The 26,799-nt window shown below is 69.5% G+C and carries 25 protein-coding genes; 15 read left to right on the top strand and 10 right to left on the bottom strand.

Features of this window, described 5'->3' with window-relative positions; genetic code table 11:
- Positions 1-38: 38 nt before the first annotated feature.
- The 14 genes from gspG to EJP67_RS31625 all read left to right on the top strand — a co-directional run bounded on the left by gspG (position 39) and on the right by EJP67_RS31625 (position 15,343).
- Positions 39-479, top strand: a complete 441-nt coding sequence (gene gspG / locus EJP67_RS31690) for a type II secretion system major pseudopilin GspG (RefSeq protein ID WP_126025683.1) — start codon at positions 39-41, stop codon at positions 477-479.
- Positions 454-969, top strand: a complete 516-nt coding sequence (locus tag EJP67_RS31685) for a prepilin-type N-terminal cleavage/methylation domain-containing protein (RefSeq protein ID WP_126025682.1) — start codon at positions 454-456, stop codon at positions 967-969. The genes gspG and EJP67_RS31685 overlap by 26 nt, the downstream gene beginning before the upstream one ends.
- Positions 966-1,355 carry a type II secretion system minor pseudopilin GspI gene (gspI, locus tag EJP67_RS31680; protein WP_126025681.1) on the top strand — a complete coding sequence of 130 codons (390 nt, stop codon included), beginning with the start codon at positions 966-968 and terminating at the stop codon, positions 1,353-1,355. Before EJP67_RS31685 ends, gspI begins: the two co-directional genes overlap by 4 nt.
- Positions 1,356-1,358: 3 nt before the next feature.
- Positions 1,359-2,054 (top strand): PulJ/GspJ family protein, encoded by a 696-nt coding sequence (locus EJP67_RS31675; RefSeq protein ID WP_126025680.1) that lies wholly within the window; start codon positions 1,359-1,361, stop codon positions 2,052-2,054.
- Entirely contained in the window at positions 2,051-3,067 is a 1,017-nt protein-coding gene (gene gspK / locus EJP67_RS31670) for a type II secretion system minor pseudopilin GspK (protein ID WP_126025679.1), read from the top strand. Before EJP67_RS31675 ends, gspK begins: the two co-directional genes overlap by 4 nt.
- A gap of 126 nt (positions 3,068-3,193) precedes the next feature.
- Entirely contained in the window at positions 3,194-4,405 is a 1,212-nt protein-coding gene (gene gspL, locus EJP67_RS31665) for a type II secretion system protein GspL (protein ID WP_126025678.1), read from the top strand.
- Entirely contained in the window at positions 4,402-4,950 is a 549-nt protein-coding gene (gene gspM / locus EJP67_RS31660) for a type II secretion system protein GspM (RefSeq protein ID WP_126025677.1), read from the top strand. Before gspL ends, gspM begins: the two co-directional genes overlap by 4 nt.
- Before the next feature lie 22 nt (positions 4,951-4,972).
- On the top strand, positions 4,973-5,773 hold the full coding sequence (gspN, locus tag EJP67_RS31655; RefSeq protein ID WP_126025676.1) for a type II secretion system protein N: 801 nt from the start codon (positions 4,973-4,975) through the stop codon (positions 5,771-5,773).
- A gap of 5 nt (positions 5,774-5,778) precedes the next feature.
- The gene (gene gspD / locus EJP67_RS31650) at positions 5,779-8,115 is read left to right on the top strand and encodes a type II secretion system secretin GspD (RefSeq protein ID WP_126025675.1); all 2,337 of its coding nucleotides are present in this window, start codon (positions 5,779-5,781) and stop codon (positions 8,113-8,115) included.
- Between the two features lie 11 nt (positions 8,116-8,126).
- Positions 8,127-9,524: a GspE/PulE family protein gene (locus tag EJP67_RS31645; protein WP_126025674.1), complete on the top strand. Its 1,398-nt coding sequence runs from the start codon at positions 8,127-8,129 to the stop codon at positions 9,522-9,524.
- An 18-nt stretch (positions 9,525-9,542) separates the two neighbouring features.
- Positions 9,543-10,781 (top strand): type II secretion system inner membrane protein GspF, encoded by a 1,239-nt coding sequence (gene gspF / locus EJP67_RS31640; protein ID WP_126025673.1) that lies wholly within the window; start codon positions 9,543-9,545, stop codon positions 10,779-10,781.
- Positions 10,782-10,815: 34 nt separating this feature from the next.
- Positions 10,816-11,715 (top strand): 5'-nucleotidase, encoded by a 900-nt coding sequence (locus EJP67_RS31635; RefSeq protein ID WP_126025672.1) that lies wholly within the window; start codon positions 10,816-10,818, stop codon positions 11,713-11,715.
- A gap of 56 nt (positions 11,716-11,771) precedes the next feature.
- Positions 11,772-13,163 (top strand): 8-oxoguanine deaminase, encoded by a 1,392-nt coding sequence (locus EJP67_RS31630; protein ID WP_126025671.1) that lies wholly within the window; start codon positions 11,772-11,774, stop codon positions 13,161-13,163.
- 170 nt (positions 13,164-13,333) lie between these two features.
- Positions 13,334-15,343 (top strand): lipoxygenase family protein, encoded by a 2,010-nt coding sequence (locus EJP67_RS31625; protein WP_126025670.1) that lies wholly within the window; start codon positions 13,334-13,336, stop codon positions 15,341-15,343.
- Between the two features lie 24 nt (positions 15,344-15,367).
- Here the strand turns inward: EJP67_RS31625 and EJP67_RS31620 are convergent, their stop codons facing one another.
- Genes EJP67_RS31620 through EJP67_RS31610 form a run of 3 tightly spaced genes read right to left on the bottom strand, consistent with a single transcriptional unit; the run spans position 15,368 to position 17,575 of the window.
- Positions 15,368-16,657, bottom strand: a complete 1,290-nt coding sequence (locus EJP67_RS31620) for a c-type cytochrome (protein ID WP_126025669.1) — start codon at positions 16,655-16,657, stop codon at positions 15,368-15,370.
- A gap of 13 nt (positions 16,658-16,670) precedes the next feature.
- Positions 16,671-17,390, bottom strand: a complete 720-nt coding sequence (locus EJP67_RS31615) for a c-type cytochrome (protein ID WP_126025668.1) — start codon at positions 17,388-17,390, stop codon at positions 16,671-16,673.
- Positions 17,387-17,575: a DUF2970 domain-containing protein gene (locus tag EJP67_RS31610; protein ID WP_126025667.1), complete on the bottom strand. Its 189-nt coding sequence runs from the start codon at positions 17,573-17,575 to the stop codon at positions 17,387-17,389. Before EJP67_RS31610 ends, EJP67_RS31615 begins: the two co-directional genes overlap by 4 nt.
- Before the next feature lie 104 nt (positions 17,576-17,679).
- Here EJP67_RS31610 and EJP67_RS31605 point away from each other — a divergent pair, with 104 nt between their 5' ends.
- On the top strand, positions 17,680-19,098 hold the full coding sequence (locus tag EJP67_RS31605) for an aminotransferase-like domain-containing protein (RefSeq protein WP_126025666.1): 1,419 nt from the start codon (positions 17,680-17,682) through the stop codon (positions 19,096-19,098).
- On the opposite strand, the gene EJP67_RS31600 is transcribed toward EJP67_RS31605, so the two are convergent.
- The 7 genes from EJP67_RS31600 to EJP67_RS31575 form a co-directional block, all read right to left on the bottom strand.
- Entirely contained in the window at positions 19,046-20,317 is a 1,272-nt protein-coding gene (locus EJP67_RS31600; RefSeq protein WP_126025665.1) for an MFS transporter, read from the bottom strand. The genes EJP67_RS31605 and EJP67_RS31600 overlap by 53 nt on opposite strands.
- 95 nt (positions 20,318-20,412) lie before the next feature.
- Positions 20,413-20,550, bottom strand: a complete 138-nt coding sequence (locus EJP67_RS33770) for a hypothetical protein (RefSeq protein WP_165909762.1) — start codon at positions 20,548-20,550, stop codon at positions 20,413-20,415.
- 64 nt (positions 20,551-20,614) lie between these two features.
- Positions 20,615-21,457, bottom strand: coding sequence for a phosphonoacetaldehyde hydrolase (gene phnX, locus EJP67_RS31595; RefSeq protein ID WP_126025664.1), 843 nt, complete (start codon positions 21,455-21,457; stop codon positions 20,615-20,617).
- A gap of 62 nt (positions 21,458-21,519) precedes the next feature.
- Positions 21,520-22,665 carry a TIGR03364 family FAD-dependent oxidoreductase gene (locus EJP67_RS31590; protein WP_240650842.1) on the bottom strand — a complete coding sequence of 382 codons (1,146 nt, stop codon included), beginning with the start codon at positions 22,663-22,665 and terminating at the stop codon, positions 21,520-21,522.
- Positions 22,662-24,377, bottom strand: coding sequence for a putative 2-aminoethylphosphonate ABC transporter permease subunit (locus EJP67_RS31585; RefSeq protein WP_126025663.1), 1,716 nt, complete (start codon positions 24,375-24,377; stop codon positions 22,662-22,664). The genes EJP67_RS31590 and EJP67_RS31585 overlap by 4 nt, the downstream gene beginning before the upstream one ends.
- A 2-nt stretch (positions 24,378-24,379) precedes the next feature.
- Positions 24,380-25,450 carry an ABC transporter ATP-binding protein gene (locus tag EJP67_RS31580; RefSeq protein WP_126025662.1) on the bottom strand — a complete coding sequence of 357 codons (1,071 nt, stop codon included), beginning with the start codon at positions 25,448-25,450 and terminating at the stop codon, positions 24,380-24,382.
- A 163-nt stretch (positions 25,451-25,613) separates the two neighbouring features.
- Positions 25,614-26,648 carry a putative 2-aminoethylphosphonate ABC transporter substrate-binding protein gene (locus EJP67_RS31575; protein ID WP_126025661.1) on the bottom strand — a complete coding sequence of 345 codons (1,035 nt, stop codon included), beginning with the start codon at positions 26,646-26,648 and terminating at the stop codon, positions 25,614-25,616.
- Between the last annotated feature and the right edge of the window lie 151 nt (positions 26,649-26,799).

Genomic DNA, 26,799 nt, shown 5'->3' with positions numbered 1-26,799 from the left:
TCATGCAGCGCGCCTTCCGAATCATGTCTGCCCAAGCTATGAACAAATTCATCCGTGCCGCTACCCGTGCCGCCCAACGCGGCTTCACGCTGATCGAGCTGATGGTCGTGCTGGTCATCATCGGCGTGCTGGCGGCACTCATCGTCCCGAACGTGATCGAGCGCGCCGACGACGCCCGCGTGACTGCCGCCCGGACCGACATCAACAACCTGATGCAGGCGCTCAAGCTCTACCGCCTGGACAACCAGCGCTACCCCACCGCCGAGCAGGGCTTGCAGGCGCTGCTCACCCGCCCGACCACCGGTCCGGCCGCCCCCAACTGGAAGCCCTACGTCGAGAAGCTGCCCAACGATCCCTGGGGCCACCCCTACCAGTACCTGAACCCGGGCATCAAGGGCGAGATCGACGTGCTCTCGTTCGGCGCCGACGGCCAGAGCGGCGGCGAGGGCAAGAATGCCGACATCGGCAGCTGGCAGTAGCGGCGGCGGCTCGGACGCGCCGCTCCGCACTCCCCATTCACGCCGCCTGCGCCGGCCAGGCGGCTTCACGCTGCTGGAGCTGATCGTGGTGATCGCCATCATCGCGATCGCCACCGCCGCCGTGAGCTTCGCCATCCGCGACACCAGCGCCGCCAACCTCGACCGCGAAGCCGACCGCCTGGCCGCCCTGCTCGAATCGGCTCGCGCCCAGTCGCGCGCCAGCGGCATCGTGGTGCGTTGGCGGCCGGTGGAGGGCAGTTTCAGGTTCGACGGCCTGCTGCCCGGCTCGCTGCCCGACGGCTGGGCCGCCGACGGCATCACCGCCCAGGTGTCGCTCGCCAACGGCACGCTGATTCCGGCACTGCAGCTCGGGCCCGACCCGATCATCGCGGCGCAGCAGGTCATGCTCTATTCCGCCGGCCCGCCCGCGCGCGCCCTGCGCATCTCGACCGACGGGGTGCGCCCCTTCACCGTCTCGGCGGTTCAATGAGAAATACGCGGCGCCCGCTTGCTTCGCGCTCCCGCATCGGCGGCTTCACGCTGATTGAGGTGCTGATCGCGCTCGGCATCGTCGCGATCGCGCTGGCCGCGGGCTCGCAGGCCACCATGTCGCTCACACGCAATGCGCAGCGCCAGTCCGACCTCGTGCTGGCCGACCTGTGCGCCGAGAACGAGCTGGCCAAGGCCCGCCTCTCGCGCCAGATGCCGGCGGTGGGCGATTCGGGGTCGATCTGCCTGCAGGCCGGCATTTCGTTCAACGTGACCACCTCGACCATCCCGACGCTGAACCCGAACTTCCGGCGCGTCGACGTGCAGGTGCGCGACCAGGCCGACTCGCCCATCCTGCGCATCTCCACCGTGGTGGGGAGGTACTGAGCGATGCAGCGACACCCTGGCGCTCGCACCGCGCGCGGCTTCACGCTGATCGAGCTGCTTGTCGCCATCGCGGTGATGGCACTGCTCTCGCTGGTGAGCTGGCGCGGGCTCGACAGCATGTCGCGCGCCACCACCCAGAACCAGCAGCGCGCCGACGCCGTGCTCACGCTGCAGGCCACGCTGGCGCAATGGGGAGCCGACCTCGACGCCGTGACCACGCTCGCCCAGACCCGCCCCATCGACTGGGACGGCCGGGTGCTGCGGCTCACGCGCCGCGGCAGCGACGACACCGCGCCGTCGGTGCAGGTGGTGGCGTGGACGCTGAAGTCCGGCCCCGACGGCGTGCGCTGGCGGCGCTGGCAATCGCTGCCCTTCACCACGCGCGGCGAATGGCAGCAGGCCTGGAACCTGGCGGCCGCCTGGGCGCAGGACGGCGGCGCCGGCTCGAACGGCGGCTACAGCGACGTGGCGCTGGTGCCGGCCAACAGCTGGCAGATCTTCTTCTTCCGCGACAACAGCTGGGTGCCGGCCAGCCAGCTGCCCGTCACCCAGCCCAACCCCAACAACCCCTCGGGCCCCGTCGTCGCCATGCCGGACGGCGTACGCCTCGTCATCACGCTGCCGCCCGGCGAAGGCCTCTCGGGCACGCTCGCGCGCGACTGGGTCAAGCCGACCGTCGGAGCGCCGAAAACCTCATGACGCAGACGCCCGCAAGGACCAACGAAAGCAGCAAGCAATCGCGCCAGCGCGGCGCCGCCCTGCTCGCCGCGATGCTGACCGTGATGCTGGTGGCGACCTTCGCCGCCGCGGCGCTGTGGCAGCAGTGGCGCTCGGCCGAGGTCGAAGGCGCCGAGCGGGCGCGCGTGCAGGCGGCCTGGGTGCTGATCGGCGCGCTCGACTGGTCGCGCCTCATCCTCGGCGAAGACGGCCGCGCCGGCGGCCCCGACCACCTGGGCGAGCCCTGGGCCGTTCCGCTGGAAGAGGCTCGGCTCACCAGTTTCCTCTCGGCCGAGAAGAACGTGGCGAGCGACAACCTCGAAGGGCTGCCCGACGCATTTCTCTCTGGCCGCATCGTCGATGCGCAGTCCAAGCTCAACGTGCTTTCGCTGGTCGACAACGGCAAGCCGGTGCCGGCGGCCGTCGCCACCTTCACGCGGCTGTTCAACCTGCTGGGCCTGCCCGTGTCGGAGCTCAGCCTGATGACCACTGGCCTCGCTGCCGCGCTTGCCACGGGCACTGCGACCGACGGCAGCAGCAGCGGTGTCGATTCCAGCGCCGCGCCGCTCATGCCGCAGCAGGTCTCGCAGTTGGTGTGGCTGGGTCTGTCGGCCTCGACGGCCGCGGCGCTCGAGCCCTACGTGACGATCCTGCCGGTGAAGACCACGCTCAACCTCAATACGGCGAGCGCCGAGGCGATCAGCGCCAGCATGGAATCGCTCAACATCGCCAGCGCGCGCCAGCTGGTGGACCGCCGCTCGCGCGCCTTCTTCAAGGACATCGCCGCCGCCAACGCCGCCCTGCCCAGCGGCAGCGCGCCCTTCAACGCGGCCCAGCACGGCGTGGGCACCCAGTTCTTCGAGGTCTACGGCAAGCTGCGGCTCGATCGCACCTACGTGGAGGAACGCTCGTTGCTACAGCGAAGCGGTGTCACGGTGACGACGATCTGGCGCACGCGCGGCGCCGGCGCAACGCTCACTCCGGTCAAACCCTGATTTCGATGCATTATTTGTAGCCAAAAAGCCTTCCAGAGCGCGTCACATCAGCGTGATACGCTATGAAAAACAGAGCGCCATCGTGTCGGACGCGCACCTACAATCACCGGCTTTTCCAAGATCCACATGACTCCCCTGCTGCTCATTGCCCCCCTCCCTCCGGCCGATGCCGCGGGCGAGTACGACTGGGCCCAGGCAGGCGACGACGGCATTGCATTGCGCAACCAGGGCCGGGCGTTGCTGGCGCTGCTGCCCTCGAGCCCGGAGGTCATGCTGGGCATTCCTTCCGCCGCGCTCTCCTGGCACCGCATCACGCTGCCCAAGGGCAGCATGGGCAGCGCCTCGAAGCTGCGCGCCGTGCTCGACGGCCTTCTCGAAGAACACCTGCTCGACGAACCCGAGGCCCTGCACTTCGCGCTCGAGCCCGACGCCAAGGCCGGCGCGCCCGTTTGGGTCGCGGCCTGCAACCGCATCTGGCTGCGCAGCATCGTGCACGGGCTCGAAGCGGCCGGCCGGCGCGTGGTGCGCATCGTTCCCGAATTCACGCCGCAGCCGGCCGACGGTCCGCCGCTGCTGCTGGTCACCGGCGAACCCGAGGCGCCGCGGCTCACGGTGTGCGACGCCGACGGCGTGGTCTCGCTGCCGCTGGCCGGCGCGGGGCTGGCGCTGTCGGACGGCCTGCCGCTGGACACCGCCGTCATCTCCACCGAGCCCGCCGTGGCCGAGGCCGCCGAATCGCTGCTGCAGCGCCGCGTGCCCATCGTGCAGTCGCCGCAGCGCTGGCTGCAGGCCGCGCGCACGCCCTGGGAGCTCGCTCAGTTCGACCTCGCGGTCACCGGCCGCGCACGTGCCGGCAAGAAGTTCGCCTCGGTGATTCAAACATTGCGCTATGCGCCCGAATGGCGCGCCGCGCGCTGGGGCGTGGTCGCGCTGCTGCTGACCCAGCTGATCGGCCTGAACGCCTGGGCCTGGAAGGAGCGCAACGCGCTCGAATCGAAGCGCCAGGCCGCCAAGGCGATGCTGACGCAGACCTTCCCCTCCGTGAAGATCGTGGTCGACGCGCCGGTGCAGATGCAACGCGAGGTCGCATCGCTGCAGCAGGCCGTGGGCGACGTGGCGAACAGCGACTTCGAACCCATGGTCGGCGCTCTTGCCGGCGTCCTGCCGCCCGGCAAGGTACCGAGCGCCGTCGACTACAGCGCCGGCCAGCTGCGCCTGCGCGGCCTCGGGCTGCAGCCGTCGGAGGTCTCGCAGATCACCAATGCGATGGCGCCGCGCGGCTACAACGTGCGCACCGAAGGCGACCTCCTGCTGGTACAGGCCGAGGCCAACCGATGAACTTCAGCGAACAGCTCAAGGCCCGCTGGGCCACCCTGGAAGTGCGCGAGCGCCGCATGGTCTATGCCGCCGCGGCCCTCGTGGCGCTGGCCCTGCTCTGGTGGATCGCGCTCGCTCCCGCGCTGCGCACACTGTCCGCGGCGCCGGCCGAACACGCTCAGCTCGATGCGCAGTTGCAGCAGATGGCCACCCTGCAGGCCCGCGCCAAGGCCCTGCAGTCGCAGCCCCGCCTGAACCGCGACGACGCGATGCGCGCGCTCGAAACCTCCGTGCGCGAGAGCCTGGGCACGAGCAACGCGCAGCTCATGGCATCGGGAGGTGACGGCGCCGCCACCGTCTCGCTGCGCGCGGCGCCCGCCGCCACCGTCGCCCAGTGGCTCGGCCAGGCCCGCGGCAATGCGCACGCGGTGCCGCGCGAAGTCCACCTGACCCGCGCGCCGGCCTCGACGCCGCCGCCATCTTCGCCCGCCGCCAAGGACGCTCCCAGGACACCGCAGGTCCGCTGGGACGGCACCGTCGTCATGGCGCTGCCCGCGGCGCGCTGAGAAAGAACGGCAGACGACCCGCATGCTGAGCCGCCCTCCGATCCCCGAACCCCGACCCCGCCGCGGCTGGCGCTGGGCCCTGCTCGGCGCCGTCACCGGCGTGCTGCTGGCGGTGGTGCTGTTCGCGCCGGCCCGCTGGCTGTCGGCGGCGCTGTCGAGCTGGAGCCAGGGCCGCCTCGTGCTGACCAACCCGCGCGGCACCGTATGGAACGGCACGGCCGCCGTGGTCCTCGCCAGCGGCGCGGGCGGCATGCAGGCGGTGTCGCTGCCCGGCCTGCTGCACTGGCGCATGCGCCCGAGCTGGAACGGCATCGCCGCCAGCCTCGATCTGCCGTGCTGCGCCGCGCAGCCGATCGAACTCAAGGCCAGTCCGCGCGCCGGCGGCATGCAACTCGCCTGGCAGGACAGCCGCTCGCGCTGGCCCGCCACCCTGCTCATGGGGCTGGGCGCGCCGTGGAACACGCTCAAGCTCGAAGGCGCGCTCGACCTGAACACCAAGGCGTTCTCGATGCAGTGGGACGGCCCCGCGCTGCGCATCGCCGGCCAGGCGACGCTCGACGCCACCGATGTTTCCTCCAGCCTGTCGACCCTGCGGCCGATGGGCAGCTACCGGCTCACGCTCGAAGGCGGCAGCCGCCCCACGCTGCTGCTGAGCACGCGCGAGGGCAGCCTCGAGCTCAACGGCAGCGGCAGCTGGACCGGCACTTCCTTTCGCTTCAACGGCGAAGCCAGTGCCGCGCCCGGCCGCGAAGACGCTCTTTCCAATTTGTTGAACATCATCGGACGGCGCGACAACGCGCGTTCGATCATCACCCTGGGTTGATCCTCATGATGAAGCCACTGTTTTCGACCGGCACCGTCGCGCTCGCCGTGCGCGTGCTGATCGCCGCCACGTTCCTGCAGGCCGCGCCCGCCGCGTTCGCGCAGACCGGCGACGCGCCGCGCCGCGGCGAGCCGATCACGCTGAACTTCTCCAACGCCGACATCGAGGCCGTGGCCCGCACCATGGCCGTGGTCACCGGCCGCGACGTGGTGGTCGACCCGCGCGTGAAGGGCACGATGAACCTGGTCACCGACCGCGCGATCCAGCCGGCCGCGGCCTTCAACCAGTTCGCCTCGGCGCTGCGCCTGCAGGGCTTCGCGGTGGTGGAAGCCGACGGCCTCTACAAAGTGGTGCCCGAGGCCGACGCCAAGCTGCAAAGCAGCACCGTCAACACCTCCATCAGCGCCACGGCGTCCAGCGGCAGCAACCAGATCGTCACGCAGATCTTCAGGCTCAACTACGAGTCGCCGAACAACCTGCTGCCGGTGCTGCGCCCGCTGATTCCGCCGAACAACACCATCAACGTGAACCCGGGCAACAACTCGCTCGTGATCACCGACTACGCCGACAACATGCGCCGCCTGGCGCGCATCATCGCGTCGCTGGACGTGCCGAACGCCTCCGACATCGAGATCATCCAGCTCAAGCACTCGGTGGCCACCGACATGGTGCCGCTGGTGCAGCGGCTGGTGGACGGCGGCGGCTCGGGCGCACCGGGTGCGCCGGCGGCTCCCGGCGCGGCCGACGCGTCGTTCCGCACCACGCTCATGGCCGATCCGCGCAGCAACTCGCTGATCATCCGCGCGGCCAACCCTGCGCGCGTGGCGCTGATCCGCACGCTGGTGGACAAGCTCGACCGCCCCGCCGTCGAGGGCAGCAACGGCGCGGCCGGCAACATCTACGTGGTGTACCTGAAGAACGCCGACGCGGTGCGCCTCGCGGCCACGCTGCGCGCGGCGATGGCCGCCAACCAGCTGAACACCACGCCGGGCACGCCGGGCGCCACTGCCAGCGCCGTGCCGCAGCAGAGCGCGCCGCAGGCCATGCAGGTCAACCTGAACAACAGCAGCCAGTCGGGGGCATCTGCGGCCGCCAGCGCGCCGCTCAACAACGCCAACCAGCCGTCCACCGGCGGCCAGATCCAGGCCGACCCGTCGACCAACTCGCTGATCATCACCGCGCCCGAGCCGCAATACAGGCAGATGCGCGCGGTGATCGACAGGCTGGACGGACGGCGAGCGCAGGTCATGATCGAGGCGCTGATCGTCGAGGTGAGCGACACGGCCGCCGCGAAGTTCGGCGTGCAGTGGCAGAGCGCGCTGGGCAACAACGCGGTGATCGGCACCAACTCCTCGGTGGCCGGAGCCAACCTGCTGACGCTGACCCAGGCGCTGGCCACGCGCAACGCCGCCGGCCTGGCCGGCGCGATCACGCCGGGCGCGAACCTCGGCATCGCCGGCAAGGTCGGCGGCCAGTACATCCTGGGCGCGATCGCCAGCTTCTTCGACAGCGACAAGGACGCCAACGTGCTGTCCAAGCCCAACCTGCTGACGCTGGACAACGAGGAAGCCAAGATCGTCATCGGCCAGAACGTGCCCTTCGTGACCGGCCAGTACGCCAGCACCTCGGGCTCGGTCGGCGTCAATCCGTTCACCACCGTCGAGCGCAAGGACGTGGGCCTCACGCTGCGCGTGCGCCCGACCATCAACGAGAACGGCACGGTGAAGCTGACGATCTTCCAGGAGACCTCCACGGTCGACGGAAACACCGTCAACAACCAGAACGGCCCCACCACCAACAAGCGCTCCATCGAATCGAGCGTGCTGGTGGAAGACGGCGGCCTCGTGATGCTCGGCGGCCTGTTGTCCGACAGCTACGGCAACACGGTCGAGAAGGTGCCGCTCGCAGGCGACATTCCCGTGCTCGGCAACCTGTTCAAGAGCCAGGCCCGCACGCGCGAGAAGATCAACCTCATGATGTTCCTGCGCCCGGCGGTGATGCGCGATGCCAGCGCCACCGAAGCCTTCGCGTACGACCGCTACGACGAGATCCGCGGCATGCAGCAGCGCACGCAGCCCGACACCTCCAACGTGATGCTGCGCGGCGTGAGCGGCTCGAACATCCTGCCCGAACTGGCGCCCCCCTCGCGTGCCCTGGCACCGACTTCGGCGGCTCCGGCGCCCTCGGCCTCCACCGCCGCGCGCGGCGGCTCGCGCCTCGAAGGCACCCAGCTGATCCCGCCATCGCAACCTGCCGCGGACAGCCGCAAACTGGCGCCCAGCCCCCTGCGTGGCGCACTGCCCCCCACCGGCGACCCGGTGAGCGCGCGGGAACTGCCCTGATACTGTTTCCGATGTCCAACCGCTATCCCCTGCCCTACGCCTTCGCACGCAGCCAGCAATTGCTGCTGGAGGAGACCGACGACGGCCGCTACACGCTGTGGATGTCGAGCACCCCGGCGCGCAGCGCGGTCGGCGAGGTCTCGCGCAAATACGGCGTGCAGGCATTCGAGGTGCTGGCCGACGGTCCGCTGGCGCAGCGCATCAGCGCGGCCTATGCACAGGGCGAATCGAGCGCCGCCGCGGTGGTCAGCGAGGTGCAGAGCGACGCCGACCTCTCGCGCATGATGCAGGAGCTGCCGGCGGTGGAAGACCTGCTGGAAAGCGCCGGCGACGCGCCCATCATCCGCATGCTGAACGCCCTGCTCACGCAGGCCGCGCGCGACGGCGCCAGCGACATCCACATCGAGCCCTACGAGCGCACGTCTTCCGTGCGCTTTCGCATCGACGGCACGCTGCGCGAGGTGGTGCAGCCCAACCGCGCGCTGCACGCGGCGCTGATCTCGCGCCTGAAGATCATGGCCGACCTCGACATCTCCGAGAAGCGGCTGCCGCAGGACGGGCGCATCTCGCTGCGCATCGGCACGCGCGCGGTCGACGTGCGGGTGTCGACGCTGCCCAGCGCGCACGGCGAGCGCGCGGTGCTGCGCCTGCTGGACAAGAGCGAATCGAAGCTCACGCTCGAATCGGTGGGCATGCAGGGCGACACGCTGGAGCGCTTCGAGAAGCTCATCGCGCAGCCGCACGGCATCATCCTCGTGACCGGCCCCACGGGCTCGGGCAAGACCACCACGCTGTACGCAGCGCTGGCCCGGCTCGACGCCACCCGCAGCAACATCATGACGGTGGAAGACCCCATCGAGTACGAGCTGCCGGGGGTGGGCCAGACGCAGATCAACGCAAAGATCGAACTCACCTTCGCCAAGGCCCTGCGCGCCATCCTTCGGCAGGACCCGGACGTGATCATGATCGGCGAGATCCGCGACTTCGAAACCGCGCAGATCGCCATCCAGGCCTCGCTGACCGGCCACCTCGTGCTGGCCACGCTGCACACCAACGACTCGGTCAGCGCCGTCACGCGCCTCACCGACATGGGCGTGGAGCCCTTCCTGCTGAGCTCGTCGCTGCTGGGCGTGCTCGCCCAGCGCCTCGTGCGCAAGGTCTGCACCTCGTGCGGCGGCGCGGGCTGCGAAGCCTGCGGCCAGACCGGCTACCAGGGCCGCACCGGCATCTTCGAGCTGCTGGTGGCGGACGACGAAGTGCAGGCGCTTATCCACGGCAAGGCGGCCGAGAGCCAGCTCTTCGAGGCCGGCGAACGCGGCGGCCTGCGCTCGATGCGCGAGGACGGCGAGCGGCTGGTGCAGGCCGGCATCACCTCGCGCGCCGAGTTGCTGCGCGTCACGCGCGAGTAGCGAGCAAGAAGAGAAGAGATGCCCGCCTACGCATTCGAAGCCATCGACGCCAGCGGCCAGTCGCGCGAAGGCGTTCTCGAGGCCGACACCGCCCGCAGCGCGCGCAGCCTGCTGCGGGCTCAGGCGCTCATTCCGCTGTCGGTCAAGCCGGTCGGCAGCGAGCATGCCGGCGGTGGTGGCCAGCGCAGCGGACTCGGGCGCTGGCTGGGCGGCGGCAAGCGCGTGTTCAACTCCACCGGGCTCGCCGTGTGGACGCGGCAGCTCGCGGGCCTCGTCTCGTCGGGCCTGCCGCTGGAACGCGCGCTCACGGCGCTGACCGACGAGGCCGAGTCCGACCAGCAACGCAATCTTGTCGCGTCGCTGCGCGCCGAGGTCAACGCGGGCTCGCCGTTCGCGCGGGCGCTGTCGGCGCATCCGCGCGAGTTCTCGCCCATCTACACGGCCGTGATCGGCGCCGGCGAGCAGAGCGGCAACCTCGGCCTCGTGCTCGACCGCCTCGCCGACGACCTCGAGGAGCGCCAGGCGCTGCAGCAGAAGCTGATCGGCGCGGCGCTGTACCCGGCCATCGTCACGCTGGTGGCGATCGTGATCGTGATCTTCCTCGTGAGCTACGTGGTGCCGCAGGTGGCGCAGGTGTTCGCAGGCACCAAGCGCTCGCTGCCGTTCCTCACCACGGTGATGCTCTCGCTGAGCTCCGGCGTGCGCAACTACGGCTGGTGGATGCTGGCGGGCGTGGTGCTCGCCGCCATCGGCACGCGGCTCGCGCTGGCGCAGGAAGCGCTGCGCCTGAAGTTCGATTCGGCCTGGCTCAAGCTGCCGCTGGTGGGCAAGCTCGCGCGCGGCTACAACGCGGCGCGCTTCGCGAGCACGCTCGCCATGCTGGCCACGGCCGGCGTGCCGATCCTGCGCGCGCTGCAGGCAGCTTCCGAGACTTTGAGCAACCGGGCGATGCGCGCCGACGCGCTCGACGCGCTGGTGCTGGTGCGCGAAGGCGCGCCGCTGGCCTCCGCGCTGGCGCAGAAGAAACGCTTTCCGGGCCTGGTGTCGATGTTCGCGCGACTGGGGGAGCAGACCGGCACCCTGCCGCTGATGCTGCAGCGCGCCGCCAACCAGCTCGGCGCCGAAGTGCAGCGCCGCGCGATGCACCTCGCCACCATCCTGGAGCCGCTGCTGATCGTGGCGATGGGCGGGGTGGTGATGCTGATCGTGCTGGCTGTGATGCTGCCGATCATCCAGCTGAATCAATTCGTCAAGTGACGACGGCCGGCCCGCAGCGCAGGACGCACGCAACATGCCCGTAACCCTCGAAGACAAGCTCGTGGTCGCGATCTCCTCGCGCGCCCTGTTCAACCTCGAAGAAGAAAACAAGGTCTTCGAGGCCGGCGACAACGAGGGCTACATGAAGCTGCAGCTCGACCGCATCGACGTGCCGGCCGCGCCTGGCATTGCCTATTCGCTCATCCGCAAGCTGCTGCGCTTCAACGACGACGGCGTGCAGCGCGTGGAAGTTGTGATCCTCTCGCGCAACGACCCGGTCTCGGGCATGCGCATCTTCAGGTCGAGCGCGGCGGCCGACATCAAGCTGCAGCGCGGCGTGTTCACCCAGGGTCGCCCGCCCTTCGGCTACCTGCGCCCGCTGCGCGCGCACCTGTTCCTGTCGGTCAATGCGCAGGACGTGCGCGAGGCGCTCAATGCCGGCTTTCCGGCCGCGCGCGTGCTGGTCGAATCGGTAAAGGCGAGCGACGCCTGGCCGAACGAAGTGCGCATCGCCTTCGACGGCGACGCCGTGCTGTTCTCCGACGAGGCCGAGCGCGTGTACCAGAAGGAAGGCCTCGACGCCTTCCAGGCCCACGAACTCAGCAAGGCCGACCTGCCCCTGCCCGAAGGGCCCTTCAAGCCGCTGCTGAGCGCACTGCACCGCCTGCAGCTGGCCGGCAACGCGAAGATGCGCATCCGCACCGCGCTGGTCACCGCGCGCAGCGCACCGGCACACGAACGCGCCATCCGCACGCTGATGAAGTGGAACATCCGCGTCGACGAGGCCATGTTCCTCGGCGGCCTGCCCAAGGGCGAGTTCCTGCGCGAGTTCGAGCCCGACTTCTTCTTCGACGACCAGACGGGGCATGTGGATGCGGCCTCGCGGCACGTGCCGGCGGGGCATGTGAGCAGCGGGATCAGCAACGAGTCCTGAGCGGCGGCCTCGCGGCGCGCTTGCCTCGCGCCCAGCCCGGGGGCAAGAATGCCGGCATGCTGATCCTCCGACATGCCGACACTCTCGTCACCATGGACGCCACCCGGCGCGAGATCGCCGACGGCGCCGTGGTGTGTGACGGCCCCGCGATCGCCTGGGCCGGCCCCACGGCCGAGCTGCCCATCGCCTACCTCGAAGCCCTGCGCGACGGCAAGGCCGAAGCCATCGACATGCGCGGTCACGTGGTGATGCCCGGCCTGGTCAACACGCACCACCACATGTACCAGAGCCTCACGCGCGCGGTGCCCGAGGCGCAGGACGCCGAGCTCTTCGGCTGGCTCACCAGCCTGTACCTGCTGTGGGCGCGCATCACGCCCGAGATGATCCGGGTGTCCACGCAGACGGCGATGGCCGAGCTGATGCTCTCGGGCTGCACCACCACCAGCGACCATCTCTACCTGTTTCCCAACGGCTCGCGGCTCGACGATTCGATCGAGGCGGCCGACGCGATGGGCATGCGCTTCCACGCGGCGCGCGGCAGCATGAGCGTGGGCCGCAGCGCCGGCGGACTGCCGCCCGACGAGGTGGTCGAGACCGAGGAAGCGATCCTGCGCGACAGCGAGCGGCTCATCGGCCGCTGGCACGATGCCTCGCGCCACTCGATGCGCCGCATCGTGCTCGCGCCCTGCTCGCCTTTCTCGGTGTCGCGCGACCTGATGCGCCTGTCGGCCGAACTGGCGCGCGAGCGCGGCGTATCGCTGCACACGCACCTGGCCGAGAACGACAACGACGTCGCCTACTCGCGCGAGAAGTTCGGCATGACGCCGGCCGAGTACGCCGAGGACCTGGGCTGGGTGGGCCGTGACGTGTGGCACGCGCACTGCGTGAAGCTCGACGAGGCCGGCATCGCGCTCTTCGGCCGCACCGGCACGGGCGTGGCGCACTGCCCGTGCTCCAACATGCGCCTGGCCTCGGGCATCGCGCCCATCGGTGCGATGCGCCGCGCGGGCGTGCCGGTAGGGCTGGGCGTGGACGGCAGCGCGTCGAACGATGGTGCGCACATGCTGGGCGAGGCGCGGCAGGCGATGCTGTTGCAGCGCGTGGGCTACGGACCGGCAGCGATGACGGCGCGCGAGGCGCTGGAGATCGCCACGCTCGGCGGCGCGCAGGTGCTGGGCCGCGACGACATCGGTGCCATCGCGCCCGGCATGTCGGCCGACATCGTGGCCTTCGACATGCGCGGCGTCGCGCACGCTGGCGCGGGGCACGACCCGGTGGCAGCGCTCGTGTTCTGCACGCCGGCATCGGTGTCGCTGAGCGTGATCGGCGGCGCGGTGCGGATCCGCGGCGGTGCATTCACCGGGCTCGAACTGGCGCCGCTGCTGGCCAGACATCGCGACCTGGCGCGCACGCTGTACGAAGCGGCACGGCACCCGCATACGGCCTGACGACGCCCTGACCAGACGTTGCAGGGAACGCGCCTCGGAGTAGGCAGCAACCCTGATTGCCAACGCCCAAGCCCCTCCGCAGAATCCGCCCACCAAATAGAACGAGCGTTCGATTTGGTGGCCGAGCCTTCCGTCGGCCTCCCGAGATTCACAACAACAGGGACTCCCCGATGAAGCGCAGAGACATCCTCAAATGGTCCGCCTCGGCGGGCGGCCTGAGCCTGCTGGCCGGCAAGACATCCACGGCATCGGCGGCCCTGCCGGTGCCGAAGCCCACGCTGCCGCAGAAGATCGACCCGATCAGCGCCACGCTGCGGCGGCTGGAACTGGTGGGACGGCAGGCGACCTATCTCTGGACCGAATCGCACATCAACCTGGCTGGCGTGCCGATGGCCGCGGTGGTGCCGGCCACCGAACTGCCGGCGCTGGAGCACCAGCTCAAGACGATCTCGAAAGCACTGGAGGCTGTCACCAACTTCGCGGCCTCGTTCGCCACCAGCGCACTGGCCTCGGGCAGCCTGCAGTCACTGGACAACCTGCGCACGCGGCTTGCGAGCCTGCAGGCCAGCTTCGACCAGTTGCTGGCCGCCAACAGCGGACTGACCACCTTGCCGGCCGCGGTGCTGACGCTGCTCGGCACGCTCACCGGCACGGCGGGCGACATCTCCACGCAGCTCAAGCAGATCCACCAGGACCTGCTCTCGCAAGGCCCGCTGGGCGCGCTGAACGGACCGAAGACGGTGGCGCAGTACGACGCACTGTTCATCACCATCGAGAAGCCCGCCATCGCGCAGCTGCTGCACGACAACGACCTGTTCGCCGCCATGCGCGTAGCCGGGCCCAACCCGATGCTGATCCAGCGCGCGACCGCGCTGCCGGCCAAGTTCCCGCTCGGCAATGCGCAGTACCAGCAGGTGATGGGCGCGGGCGACAGCCTTGCCGAGGCTGCCTCGTCGGGCCGGCTCTACATCCTCGACTACGAAGGCCTCGCAGACATGGCACCGGCCGGAGCGCAGGTCAAGCCGCTCACGGGCACCGGCTACATCCAGGCGCCCATTGCGCTGTTCGCGCGGCCGAAGACCGGCCGCTCGCTGGTGCCGGTCGCCATCCAGTGCGGCCAGGACCCGGCCGCGAGCGCCATCTTCCTGCGCGTGGACGACACCGCCAACGCCGAGGCCTACTGGGCCTGGCAGTCGGCCAAGACCGTGGTGCAGGTGGCCGACTTCAACTACCACGAGATGTTCGTGCACCTGGGCCGCACGCACCTGATGTCGGAAGCCTTCGCGATGGCCACGCAGCGCCAGCTCGCGACCGCGCATCCGCTGAGCCGGCTGCTGTCGCCGCACCTGGAAGGCGCGATGTTCATCAACGAGGCGGCCACGCTGATCATCATGGCGCCGCTGACCACGGGCGACGTGATCCTCGCCGCGCCCATCGAGACGCTGCAGCAGCAGTGCGGACGCGACCGGCTGGCCTACGACTTCTACGACCGCATGATGCTGCCCAGCGACCTGCGCACGCGCGGCGTGGACGACGCAGCGGCACTGCCCGACTACCCCTACCGCGACGACGCGCTGCTGGTGTGGAACGCGATCGCGCAGTGGGTGGGCGACTACGTGGCCACCTACTACCTGAGCGACGCCGACGTGACCGGCGACTACGAGCTCAAGGCCTGGGCCTCCGAGCTGGCGACCAGCGGCAAGGTGCACGGCTTCCGCGCGATCACCACGCGCGCGCAGCTGGCCGACGTGCTCACCGCCATCATCTTCAACGCCAGCGCGCAGCACGCGGCGGTGAACTTCCCGCAGTATTCGGTGATGACCTATGCGCCCTTCAGCGCGGGTGCCGAAGGGATGCCGGCGCCGACGAGCGGCGCTGGCCAGAACGAGGCGAGCTGGTCGCAGATGCTGCCCTCGCGGCTGGCGGCGCAGGAGCAGATCCTGCTGTTCCACATCCTCGGCGGCGTGTACTACCGGCCGCTGGGCGAATACAAGGACAACGTCTTTCCGCACCTGCCGGTGCTTCTGGACCCGGCCATCGTCGGGCAAGGCGGGCCGCTGGAGCGCTTCCGCAATGCGCTTGCGGGCATCGAAGCGACCATCGGCCAGCGCAACGCGACGCGCGCGCGGCCTTACGAATATCTGCTGCCGAGCCGGATTCCCTCCAGCACGAACATCTGACCGATCGGTCGATCGGTCGATCGATCAGCGCCGCATGGTGTCGAGCTGCGTGACCGGCGGGCTGTCGTTGCCCCACGAGCCGCGCACGTAGGTGAGCACCGCCGCGACCTCGGCCGCATCCAGCGTCTGGCCGAAGGGAGGCATGCCGTAGGGGCGCGGGTTGCCAGCCGTCGAGGGCAGGAAGCCGCCGTGCGCGATCACCTGGATCAGGTTGGTGGGCCGCGCCATGTTCACTGCGCGGTTGCCCGCCAGCGGCGGATAGGCGCCCGCCGCACCCTGGCCCTGGTCGCCGTGGCAGTAGGCGCAGCGCTGGTCGTAGATCTTCGCGCCGCGCGCCATGGTGCCGGCATCGCGGCGGATCGGGGCCTTGGCCGTGGCGGCGGCCGGGGCTTCGGCCTTGGGCGCATCGGGCAGGTCCTTGAGGTAGCTCGCCATGGCCGCCAGGTCGGCCTCGCTCAGGTACTGCGTGCTGCGGAACACCACGTCGGCCATCGGCCCCATCACCGAGCCGCGCGGCGCCACGCCGTTCTTGAGCAGTGCCACCACGTCGGCTGCGGACCAGTCGGCCACGCCCGCCTCGTGCGGATCGGTGAGCGAAGGCGCGTACCAGTTCTCGACGGCAATCAGGCCGCCCGAAAGCCCCAGCTTCGTCTCGGTGGCGCCCAGCGAATTGCGGCTGCCATGGCAGGCGATGCAATGGCCCAGGCCGTTGACGAGGTAGGCGCCCCGGTTCCATTCGGCGGGCTTGCCTGCATTGGCGACGAAGGGCTCGGGCTTGAACGAGAGCGCGCGCCACACGGCGAGCGCGGCCTGCGTGTCGTAGGGGAAGCGCAGGCGATGCTCGCGGTTGGGTACCGCCGAGGGCGGCACGCTGCGCAGGTAGGCGTAGATGGCGTCCGAATCCTCGCGCGTCACCTGCGTGAAGCTCGGGTACGGGAACGCGGGGTACAGCAGCCGGCCCTCCTTGCTGCGGCCGTTGTGCATCGCACGCCAGAAGTGCGCGCTGCTCCAGCCGCCGATGCCGGCCTTGTCGTCGGGCGTGAGGTTGCTCGAATAGACGGTGCCGAAGGGTGTCTCGATGGGCATTCCGCCCGCATAGGGCTCGCCGCCGCGCGTGGTGTGGCAGCCGGCGCAGTTGCCGGCCAGCGCGAGGTAGCGCCCGCGCTCGACGAGTTGCGGCGTGGACTGGAAGGCTTCGGCCTGCGCGGGCAGCGGGTCTTCGCCGCGCAGGTTCATCGCCACGATGGTGCCGGCGGCCACGGCGCCGAGCACGACGAGCGCAAGCAGCAGCCAGGCGAGGTGTCGCAGTTTCATGGGCGCTGCTCCCTCACTTCGCAGGCATGCCGCCGCACTTCACCGGCAGCGGTGCGGGCAGCGAGGCGGCGGGCTTCGTGTCGACGGGCATCGGCTGCACGGCGAGCCAACTCGCGACGGCATTGATGTCGGCGGTGCTCATGCGCCGGCCGATATCGGCCATGCAGTCGGGCGCCATCGCATGCCGCTCGTTGGTGAGCCAGGCGCCGAGCTGCGACGACACGTACAGCCGCGGGAGCCCCAGCAGCCCCGGAATGGCCGGCTGCACGCCCGTGAGCGCCGCGCCGTGGCACTGCACGCAGGCCGGAATGCCGCGCGCCGCATCGCCCTCGCGCACGAGTTGGCGGCCGCGCTGCAACTGCTCGGGCGTCGCATCGCTCACGGGGGAAACGGGCGGGTAAGGCAGCTGCAGCCCGGCGAAGTATTCGGCCATCTCGCGCAGGTAGGCGTCCGACAGGTGCTGCACCATGTAGGCCATGTCGGTGTTGAAGCGGCGCCCATCGCGAAAACTCACGAGCTGGTTGAACAGGTAGCCGGCCGGCTTGCCCGCCAGGCGCGGAAAGTAGCCGGCGTTGGTGGTCGCGCCCTCGCGACCGTGGCAGGCGATGCAGGCGGCTACGCGCTGCTCGATGGTGTCGGGCACGGTGGCCGGAGTGCTGGGCGTTGCCGCGCCCGCCATGCCCTGCACGGCGAGCAGCAGCCCGAGCGCGAGGAGCCTGAGCGCGCGCCTCATGTGCCGGCGGCGAGATGCGCCAGCGTGACCAGCCCCGCGATCAGCAGCAGCACCATCACCAGCGCCACGCCGATGAGCGGCAGGATGCCGACCTGCGAGGTGCGGCTTTCGGCGTCGGCGCGTCGGCCACCCAGCCCGATGAAACTCCAGAGAACGGCGCGCAACGCGCGCAAGAGATTCGACATGGGGTTGAGTGTGGACCAGCCCGGCCAGAAAAAACAGATGCAGATTCGCTCCAATTGACCGGTGCAGATAAAGTGCCCCGAACAACGAATCCTGCAATGAGCCGATGAAAAGGTACGAAGCCCTGGCCGCCGACATCGAGGCCTCGATCCGCAACGGCACCCTGAAAACCGGCGACCGCCTGCCCTCGGTGCGCCACACCGGCCAGAGCCGGGGGGTGAGTGCGTCGACCGTGTTCGAGGCCTATTACCTGCTCGAGGCGCGCGGCCTGGTGCGGGCGCGCGACCGCTCGGGCTACTACGTCGCCGGCGGCGGGCTGCGAGACGCACCGCCCGAATCCACCCTCACCTCGCGCCCCGCCGGCGGGCCGAAGTCGCTGGACGTGAGCGACCAGGTGTTCGACATCCTCGAGGCCAGCATGTCGCGCAAGGTCGTGCCCTTCGGCTCGGCCTTTCCGAGCCCGCTGCTGTTTCCGCTGGCGCGGCTGGGACAGTTCATGGCCGCCAGTGCCAGGTCGCTCGACCCGTGGAGCACGGTGGACGACCTCACGCCCGGCAGCGCGGCGCTGCGCCGGCAGATCGCGCTGCGCTACCTGGCCGACGGCATGCAGGTGCCGGCCGACGAGATCGTCATCACCAACGGCGCGCTGGAGGCGCTCAACCTCTGCCTCTCGGCGGTGACGCGGCCGGGCGATGCGGTGATCGTCGAATCGCCCACCTTCTACGCGGCATTGCAGGCGCTGGAACGCATGGGCCTGCGCGCCGTCGAGGTGCCGACGCATCCGGGCGACGGCATCGACCTGGAGGCGCTGGAGCAGGCCATCGCGGCACACAAGCCGGCCGCCTGCTGGCTCATGACCACCTTCCAGAACCCGCTGGGCAGCCTGATGCCCGACGCGAAGAAGAAGGCACTGGTGGAACTGCTCGCGCGTCATGGCCTGCCGCTGATCGAGGACGACGTGTACGCCGAGCTGTACTTCGGCGAACGCCGCCCACCGCCGGCCAAGGCCTTCGACACGCAGGGGCTGGTGCTGCACTGCTCGTCGTTCTCGAAATGCCTGGCTCCGGGCTATCGCATCGGCTGGACCTCGGCCGGACGCTTCGCACGCAAGGTCGCACGGCAGAAGCTGTCGAGCACGCTGAGCACCTCGGCGCCGGCACAGCTGGCGCTCGCGGGCTACCTGGAGAAAGGCGGGCTCGACAGGCACCTGCGCAAGCTGCGCCAGACGCTGGCGATGCAGCAGGCCACCTTCGCGCAGGCCGTGGGGCACTACTTTCCGGAAGGCACGCGCGCGACGCGGCCGCTGGGCGGGTACTTCCTCTGGGTAGAACTACCGGCGGGTGCGAACGCGCTGGAGATCCACCGCAAGGCGCTGGAACTCGGCATCAGCGTCGCGCCGGGTCCGATCTTCTCGGCCACGCGCGCCTTCGCCAACTGCCTGCGGCTCAACTACGGCCACCCGTGGGACACGGTCAGCGAGCAGGCAATGCGAACACTCGGCCGCCTGATCGCCGAAGCGTCCTGAACAGCAGGAAGCTCGCGATGCTCACGTTCACCAGGTTCCAGCCGATGCCGTTGATGAAGGCCGCGTGGTAGCTGCCGGTGAGGTCGAACACCTTGCCCGACATCCATCCGCCCAGCGCCATGCCGAAGAGCGTGAACATCAGCACCGTGCCCACCCGCCCGCCCGCTTCCTTCGGCGGAAAGTGCTCGCGCACGATGATCGCGTACGACGGCACGATGCCTCCCTGGAAGAGGCCGAAGAGCGCCGAGATCACGTAGAGCGGCATCAGCCCGTCGAAGGGCAGGAACAGCAGCAGCGCCACGCACTGCAGCACGCCGCCCAGCAGCAGCGTGCGCAGCCCGCCGATGCGGTCGCAGATGGCACCCGACACCAGCCGGCTCACGATGCCGAAGCCCAGCATCAGCGACAGCATGATCGCGCCCTGCGCGGGGCCGTAGCCCAGGTCGCCGCAGTAGGCCACGATGTGCACCTGCGGCATCGCCATCGCCACGCAGCAGGCCACGCCGGCAATGCACAGCAGGCTCTGCGCCGCGCCCATGCTCAGGCCGAAGGGGCGGGTCATGTCGCGCACCGGCGCCGTGATGCCCGAGGCGGAATTCACGGAAACGGCTTCTGCCAGCGCGGGCGGCCGCGCGCGGAAGAACATGGCCAGCAGCGCCATCGTCACGCCGCAGAAGATGCCCATGCCGATGTAGGTCTGGCGCCAGCCGACGGTTTCCACGAAGTGCTGCGCGATCGGCGGCCACACCGCGCCCGCCAGGTAATTGCCGCTGGCGCACACCGCCACCGCGATGCCGCGCCGCTTGACGAACCACAGCGAGGTGTCTGCCACCAGAGGCGCGAAGGCCACCGAGCTGCCGAGCAGGCCGACCAGCAGCGCCTGCGCCATCGTGAAGCTGACGATGCCACCGGAGAAACCCGTGGCGACGTAGCCCGCCCCCAGGAAGACCGCGCCCATCAGCAGCGGCTTCATCACGCCGATGCGGTCGGCCAGCTTGCCCATCAGCACGCCGCCGAAACCGAAGCCCAGCATCAGCAGCGTGTAGGGCAGAGAGGCGTCGGCGCGCGCGATGCCGAACTCGGCCTGCACGGCGGGCAGCATCACCGACACCACGTACATGCCGCTGCTGCCGACGGTCATGATCAGCAGCGTGAGGCCCAGGCGGACCATGGCGTAGCGGGAGTCGGGCTGGTGGATGTTTGTCTCGCTTGTCTTCATTCTTCTCTCCGCGGCGAGGATACCCCGCGGTGCGAAAACCCAAGACACGCGCGGAACCAGGTGGCGCAGTGAGCCACCTCGGGCGCGGCTTTACCTCAGTGCGCGTAGGCCGCCGGAGCGACAAGGCTCGCCAAAGCCTTCGGCGTGGGCACGCCCGGCTTCGTCGGCTTTTCGTCGCACGCGGCCGTCAGCAGGCCGAGGCAGAAGAGAAGGACAAAGGCTGTGCTTCGCATGCGGGCCATGCTAGGCCCGCGCCGCGGCGCGTCAAGTCGGACGCTGCCGCTTTCTCTCCAGCGCTCAGGCGGCAGTGGCCGCGGCGGCTGCTGGCCGCTCGCCGCGCTGCAGGCGGCGCTCGATGTCTTCCAGTACCTGCGGCAGGTCGGCCACGCTGTCGATCACATAGTGCGCACCGGTGGCTTCGAGGTCGGCAGTGGCGCGGGCGCGGCGCTCCTGCTGCTGCGCTTCGTCGAGCGCCTGCCATTCGGCCAGCGTGAGGCCGTTGGCGTTGCCGCTGACCGCGAGGCCCACGGCCCAGGTGCCGGCGTTGAGGCCTTCCTGCAGGCCGACGCCGGTGTCGTCGACCTTCACCACGGTGTGCGGCGGCCACACGCCGAGGTCGGCGAAGCAGCGGTACATCATGAGCGGCGACGGGCGGCCCTCTGCGAGGTCGCCGGCGCATACGAGGTTGTCGGGCGAGTAGCCACCGGCCGCGGCGATGGGCACGACCACCTCCATGATCGGGCGGTTGTAGCCCGTGGTGGAGCCGATCTTCAGGCCCCGGTCGCGCGCCGCCTTCACGGCTTCGAGCGCGCCGGGAATGAAATCGGCATGGTCGCGTGCGCTGGCCGCGTTCATCGGCGTGAACACTTCATAGAGCCTGTCGACATCTGCGTCGCTGAAGGCGTGGCCGTGCTTCGCTTCCCATTGCGCGGCGATGCGCGGCAGCGTGCCCAGCGCCTTGATGTGGTCCCACTTGGCCATGCCCATCGGGCCGCGCGCCTCGGCGATGGTGATGTCGACGCCGAACTGCTCGAACAGCTTCACGAAGGCGCCCATGGGCGCGCAGGAGCCGAAGTCGAGGATGGTGCCGGCCCAGTCGAAGACGACGGCCTTGAGTTGGGAGTGGTTGTGGGCGTTCATGGCGGCGGGTGTGTGTGTCTCTGGAAGAAGGATAGCGAACGGTGATGGCCTTTTTGCCGGTCTCACCAGGCGTTGAAGACGTCGTGCGCGATGCCGAAGCCCGTGCTCGCGCCGCTGCCGCTGGTGACCACCACCAGCCGCGTGGCGTCGTCGGGCGCGTCGATCACGCAGGGCGTGGTCTTCGACGACGGGTACACGCCGGTCCAGCGCTCGGTGATCTGCGCGGCCTCGAGGTTCAGCGTGCTGCGCAGGTGGCGCAGGATGAGCTGGTCGACCTCTTCCATCGCAAAGGGCTCCGGCGCGTCGGCGTAGTGGTGCGAGTCGCCGACCACCAGCGAGCCGTCGGCGCTCTGCACCACGATCAGGTGGATGCCGTGCGCGAGCGACGCGGCCTCTTCCTGCTGCAGGCGCTCGCGCAGCGCGGCGGCTTCGGACAGCGTGCTGTAGCCCTCGTAGCGCACGAGGCTGAGGTCCATCATCACCGAACCCGGCAGGCGGAAACCCGCCTCCGGCTTCACGCGCAGCATCTGCAGCCGGCACAGCGTGAGCTTCTGCTCGGCGATGCGTTCGGCGAAGAGGCCATGCAGATCTGTGTTGGTGCAGACCACCACGCGCTCGGCGTGCAGCGTGCCGCGCGAGGTGCGCACGCGCGGGGTTTCCACCTCGTGCACGGCTTCGCCGAAGCGGAAGGTCACGCCGTGCGCCTCGGCCAGCCACTTCGTGAGCAGGCCGATGGCGGTGCGCGATTCGACGCGCAGCTCGTGCGGGCTGAAGAGCACCGAGCGCGCATCGGCAAGACTCAGCGCAGGCGCCCTGGCCTGCGCGTCGGCGGCATCGAGCAGCTCACAGCCCTTGCCCATCGGCGTGCGCATGAAGGCTTCGAGCACGTCGTGCGCCTCGGGGCGATAGGCCGCGAGCCAGAGGTTGCGGTGCACGACATCGATGCCGGCCTGCGGTGCGACCTCGTTCCACACGCCACGGGCATGCATGGCGCGGCGCCACATGTCGCCCGGCGCCTGGCCGGTGATGGTGATGAAGCCGAAGTTGCGGATCGACGCGCCGATGGCGGCGGTGTCGCGCTCGATCACGCAGACCTTGAGGCCGCGCTGCACGGCGGTGTAGGCATGGGCCAGTCCGACGATGCCGGCGCCGACCACGATGAGGTCGAAGCTGTCGGGGTTCTTTGCTTGCGGGATTGCGCTTGTCAACGATGTCTCCAGGTCTGGGTGCGCTTGAGTGCCCATTGCCCCGCCAGCGCGAACAGGCCCCGGCCGATGGCGGCGGTGAGCATGATCAGCGAGGCCATGGCGGCGGCGGGCGCCACGTCGCCGGCGTCGTCCATGTTGAGCACGGCGATGGCGGCGAGCGTGGTTTGCGGCGAATAGAGGAACACGACGGCCGACACGGTGGTCATCGCGTTCACGAAGAAATAGCCGCCCACGTTGAGCACGGTGGGCAGCGCCACCGGCAGGTGCACGCGCCACAGCGTGCGCCAGAACGGCACGCCCATCGACTCCGACACCAGCTCGTATTCGCGGTCGAGCTGGCGCAGCGCGGTGAGCGAGGTGAGGTGCGCCACCGAGAAGAAATGCGCCACCGTGCAGACCACGAGGATGGTCATGCTGCCGTAGATGGCACGCAGCGGGTTCGACGGCGAGATGAAGAAGAAGATGTAGCCCACGCCCAGTACCAGCCCCGGCACCGCGAGCGGCAGGTTGGCCAGCAGGTTGAGCAGCTCGCGCAGCAGGCCGAAGTGGCGCGGCTTCTCGACGAAGTAGGCCGACACGAAGGTGACGAGCGCGCCCGCCACCGCCGCGCAGATGGCCATGCGCAGCGAGTTGAAGTAGCTGCCCCAGCCGCCGCCGTCCATGTTGCCGAAGTCGTAGTTTTTGAAAGACGGCACGAGGTTGTAGGGCCAGTAGGTGGCGAGCGACGCGAACACCGCCATGCCGATCATCACTAGGATGGCGCCGGCCGTGAGCACACAGAACGCCAGCAGCGCGCGGTCGCGCGACTTCACGGGCTCCGGCTGGTAGGGCGTGGCGCGCGCCGACAGCGCCGCGGCCTGCTTGCCGCGCACATGCCGCTCGACGAGGAAGGACAGCACCGCGGGAATCAGCAGCACCAGGCCGACCACCGCGCCCATCTGGAAGTTCTGCTGGCCGACCACCTGCTTGTAGATGTCGGTGGCGAGCACGCCCGTCTGGCCGCCCACCACCTTCGGCACGCCGAAGTCGGTGACGACCAGCACGAACACCACCATCGCGGCCACGATGAGGCCGTAGCGCGAGGAAGGTAGGGTCACCGTGCGGAAGATTCGCCAGCGCGAGGCGCCCAGCGTCTGCGCGGCCTCGTAGAGCCGGCCGTCGGAGGTGGCCATGGCGGTGGTGAGGATCAGCAGCGCGTGCGGGAGCGTCCAGAACACCGAGCCGAGCACGATGCCCAGCGGGCCGTAGATGGAGAGGTCGCCCAGCAGCCCCTTGAAGAGGCCCTGGTTGCCGAACAGGTAGACGAGGCTGATCGCGGGCAGCAGCGAAGGCGCGAGCAGCGGCATCAGCGCCACGGCGCGCAGCAAGCCCTTGGCCGGCATGCACGACAGCGTCAGCCCGTAGGCATACACGTAGGCGATGGCGGTGCAGATCACCGCGCTGATCGCCGCGAGCCCCACGCTGTTGAATGCCGACTGCACCAGCGCCGGGTTCTCGAAGTAGCGCGCGAAATTGGCGAGGCCGACGAAGGCTCCCTCGCGGTCGAAGAAGCTCTGGCCGACCAGCGCACCGACCGGCAGCGCGACGATCACCACCAGCAGCAGCACGACCAGCAGCACGGCAACGCCGGTCAGCCAGCGCTCGCGGTCGAACGCGCTGCGGCGCGTCGCCACCACCGGCGCGACGGCGATGGCGTCGGGAGAACTGCTCATGCTCAATGCGCCAGGACGGACAGCGCGTTCAATGGCAGCTGGATGTGCACCATGCTGCTGGGCACCAGCGGCTCATCGCCGCCGCTGCGGGCGTCGGCGGGCAGTTCGGCCTCGATCTCGATGCCCAGCGGCTCGCAGGCCAGGCGGGCGGAGGTGCGGTTGCCGAAGAACTCGGTGTCGAGCAGGCGCGCCGCGAAGCTGTTGGCGCCGAGCTCGGTGCCGAAGCGCTTCACCACCACGTGTTCGGGACGGATGCCCACGGTCGCCTGTGAACCGATGCTGAGGTTGCCGGGCGCGCACAGCAGTTCGCTGTCGCGCACACGCACCTTGCCGTCGGCCAGCACGGTGGCGGGCAGCATGTTCATGCGGCCCACGAAGCCGGCCACGAAGCAGGTGCGCGGTTGGCGATAGAGCTCGTCGGGCGTGCCGGCCTGCTCGATGCGGCCGTTGTGCATGAGCACCACCCGGTCGGCCATCGAGAGGGCTTCTTCCTGGTCGTGCGTGACCATGATGGTGACGATGCCCAGGCGCTTCTGCAGCGCGCGGATTTCGCTGCGCAGCGTGGCGCGCACCTGCGCGTCGAGCGCGGAGAGCGGCTCGTCGAGCAGCAGCAGGCGCGGGTTGGGCGCGAGCGCGCGTGCCAGCGCGATGCGCTGCTGCTGGCCGCCGGAGAGCTGCACCGGGTACCTGTCGGCATGCGCGGCCAGCCCGACCAGGTCGAGCATCTCGCGCGAGCGCTTGGCCATCTCGCGGGCCAGCGCGCCCGTGGGATGCAGGCCGTAGGCGATGTTCTGCGCGGCCGTCAGGTTGGGAAACAGCGCGTACGACTGGAACACCACGCCGAAGCCGCGCGCCGCGGGCGGCAGGCCCGCGATGTCCTGGCCGCCGAGCAGGATCTGGCCGCTGTCGGCACGCTCGATGCCGCAGACGATGCGCAGCAGTGTGGTCTTGCCGCAACCCGAAGGGCCGAGCAGGCACACGAACTCGCCGGGCTCGATGTCGAGGTCGATGCCGTCGAGCACGCGGGTCGCGCCGAAGGATTTCTGGATGCCGCGCAGGGAAAGGAAGCTCATATCAATGTCGAACGGGGTGGAATGCGGGTACAGAACGCAGAGGACGCGAAGGTTTCGCGAAGGTCACAGAAGTCTTCAAAAGGGAATAGCCAGCCAATGGGCTTCCTTCTGCGACCTTTGCGCTCTTTTGTCTTCCTTCTGCGTTCGGCTGTCCGTATTCAAGTCACATCGGCTTCTTTTCCGACTTCGATTCGTAGCGCTTCGACCACTCCGTCAGGATGCGCTCGCGGTTGGCGGCGGCCCAGTTGAAGTCGTTCTTGGCCAGCAGCTTCTCGACGTCGCCCGGCACGAATTCGAGCTTCTCCTGGATGCCCGGCAGCGCGAGCACGGCGAAGTTCTTGGCGTAGAGCTCGTTGGCCTGCTTCGTCACGGCCCAGTCGGCCAGCGCCTTGGCGGCTTCCTGCTTCTTGCTGGTCTTGATGATGCCGGTGGCTTCCATGTCCCAGCCCAGGCCTTCCTTGGGCAGCACGATGTCGATGGGTGCGCCGTCGCGCTTGGTCTTGTTGGCGCGGTATTCGAAGGACATGCCCAGCGCGAACTCGCCGGCGCCGGCCTGGCGGCAGGGCTTGCTGCCCGACTGGCTGTAGATGCCGATGTTCTGGTGCAGCGCGTCCATGTACTTCCACGCTTTTTCTTCACCCATCATCTGGATCCAGCCCGACACCATCAGGTAGCCCGTGCCAGAGGCGGCCGGGTTGGGCATGGTGATCTGGCCCTTGTAGACCGGATTGGTCAGGTCGGCCCAGCTGGTGGGCTTGGGCAGGTTCTTCTTCTGCGCTTCGGCGGTGTTGAAGCAGATGGCCGAGGACCACACGTCCATGCCGACCCACTTGGGCGGGTTGGCCGGATCGCGCATGTTGGACTTGACGGCGTCCAGGCCCTTGGGCGCGTAGGGCTGGAGCATGCCTTCCTTGTCGAGCAGCATCAGCGAGGTGGCGGCCAGGCCCCAGACCACGTCGGCCTGCGGGTTGGCCTTTTCGGCGAGCAGCTTGGCGGTGACGATGCCGGTGGAGTCGCGCACGAACTTCAGCTCGATGCTCGGGTTCTCCTTTTCGAAGGCGGCCTTGTAGGCCTGGACCTGGTCGGCCTCGAGCGCGGTGTAGACCAGCAGCTCGGTACGGCCCTGGGCCGAGGCGGCGAAGGCCAGCGAGAGCAGAGCGGCCGGCAGGGCAGCCCAGCGGATGGAACGATGCAGCATGGAGAGGTTCCTCGGGAGAAAGAAGTGGAGAACGGGAGAAAGAAGGGAGGCCAGGCGGAACCGCGAACGGGCAAGCGAAAGTACGCAAATTCCACCGGGCAACGAATGGGGGCGATGCTGGCAGCGGCATGTGACAGTGATTTGTCAGATG

This window comes from Variovorax guangxiensis, from assembly GCF_003952165.1.
Taxonomy (GTDB): domain Bacteria; phylum Pseudomonadota; class Gammaproteobacteria; order Burkholderiales; family Burkholderiaceae_C; genus Variovorax; species Variovorax guangxiensis.
The sequence above is the reverse complement of the archived record's forward strand: the minus strand, read 5'-3'. Positions and strand labels throughout refer to the sequence as shown.